Below are 1,634 nucleotides of genomic sequence, written 5' to 3' on the forward strand. Positions count from 1 at the left end.
ATGTAGGCCACAACGGCCTCGGGGTATTTGTCGGCGAATTCCTTGCGCACGACGACGCCGTGGAAGGTCGGCACCTTGGTCTGTGCGCCGTCGAAGATCTTGCGGGCGAAGCCGCGCTGCGGCAGCAGGTCGGCGAAGGGCACGAAGTCGCCGTGGGCGTCGATCTTCTTTTCCTGCAGATTGGTGGTGCCCACCTCGGGGCTCTGGCTGACGAGGTTCCAGTAGTCCGCCGGCCAGCCGCGCTCCTGCATGGCCTGCAGCATCATGCCGTGTGCTGCCGAGCCGAACGGCACCGACACCGTCTTGCCCTTGAGGTCGGCCAGCTCGTAGTAGGGGCTGTCCTTGTGCACCACGACGCCGTTGCCCGAGCCGAAGGCGTTGTAGGCGATGACGGCGACGAGCTGGGTCTCGTTGCCCTTGTTGAGCTGCCCGGTGGCGCCGTTCACCAGCAGCGGGTAGTCGCCCATCATGCCGATCTGCAGCTTGCCGGCGACCATGCCGTTGGTGATGGGCGGGCCGGAAGTGAAGTTCTGCCAGTCGAGCTTCCACTCGATGTTGGCGTACTTGCCCGTCTTGGGCAGGTGCTTCTCCAGCAGCTTCAGCTCCTTGAGCACCACGCCACCGGTGACGGTGTTGGTGGTGGTGTTCTGCGTGCCGATGCCGATGGTCACCACCTCCTTGGCGGCGTGGGCCTGCGGGGCCAGGAAGGCCGCGCAGAGCGCGAGGCACTTCGCGAGGGTGGCGGAAACATGCGAGAGCTGGGGCAACTTCATCTCAATCTCCTGGCAGTCGGGTAGGTTCAGAAGCAGCGGCGCAAGATCGGTGCCTGCGCCGCGCCGGGTCTCAGGCGGGCGCGGCGGTCTCCGTCAGCAGGGCGCGCTTGTGCGTCTGGTTGGCCCAGTGCTCGGCATCGGGCAGCGGTTCCTGTGCGGCAGTGATGAGCGGCCATTGCGCGGCCAGGCGCCGGTTCAGTTCGGCGTATTCGCGCTGTTCGGGGGGCAGGTCCTTCTCGTCGAAGATGGCCTCGACCGGACACTCCGGTACGCAGACGCCGCAGTCGATGCAGGCGCTGGGGTCGATGACGAGAAAGTCAGGGCCTTCGTGGAAGCACTCCACGGGGCAGGCGGCGACGCAGTCGGTGTACTTGCAGCGGATGCAAGCCTCGGTGACGACGAAGGTCATGCCGCACCTCCATTCATTTGAATCGTTGTGAGGGCCAGCTTGGACAGTTTGCGCACGTCCGGGTCGGGATCGCGCAGCGTGCGTTCCAGCGGCGTGATGGCGCGCGGGTCGCCGATCTCGCCCAGCGCGATGACGGCTTCCTTGCGCAGGTTGCTGACCGGATGGATCAGCGCCTCCACCAGCGCCATCACGCCGTCGCGCGCCTTCAGCTTGCCCAAGGACCGAGCGGCCTTCACCCGCACCTGCCAGTACTCGTCGTCCATGGCGCGCACGAGGTTGGGCACGCCCAGCGCCGAGCCGGTCTTGGCGAAGGTCGTGGCAGCTTCCTCGCGCACTTGCCACACCGGGTCGGCCAGCGCGCGGCTGAGAGCCGGGTGCACGCTGACCTCGGCATCGTTGGCAAAGCTCAGCGCACCGACAGCGACGCGGCGGACTTCGGCATCTGTGTCGTG

At 66.7% G+C, this 1,634-nt stretch carries 3 protein-coding genes; all 3 read right to left on the bottom strand.

Annotated features, from left to right (window positions below; genetic code table 11):
- On the bottom strand, positions 1 to 773 hold a 773-nt coding region (locus ACXJKR_RS31880), incomplete at its 3' end, for an ABC transporter substrate-binding protein (RefSeq protein WP_457326260.1).
- A 70-nt stretch (positions 774 to 843) separates the two neighbouring features.
- Positions 844 to 1,182, bottom strand: a complete 339-nt coding sequence (fdxA, locus tag ACXJKR_RS31885) for a ferredoxin FdxA (RefSeq protein WP_457326261.1) — start codon at positions 1,180 to 1,182, stop codon at positions 844 to 846.
- Positions 1,179 to 1,634 (bottom strand): HEAT repeat domain-containing protein (locus ACXJKR_RS31890; protein ID WP_457326262.1); only part of this gene is annotated, 456 nt, incomplete at its 5' end. The genes fdxA and ACXJKR_RS31890, both read right to left, overlap by 4 nt.

The sequence above is a fragment of the Roseateles sp. P5_E11 genome (genome assembly GCF_054049355.1).

Bases quoted from the DNA above. Each gene is read 5' to 3' on its own strand.
- fdxA (WP_457326261.1), bottom strand. From the start codon at position 1,182: ATGACCTTCGTCGTCACCGAGGCTTGCATCCGCTGCAAGTACACCGAC.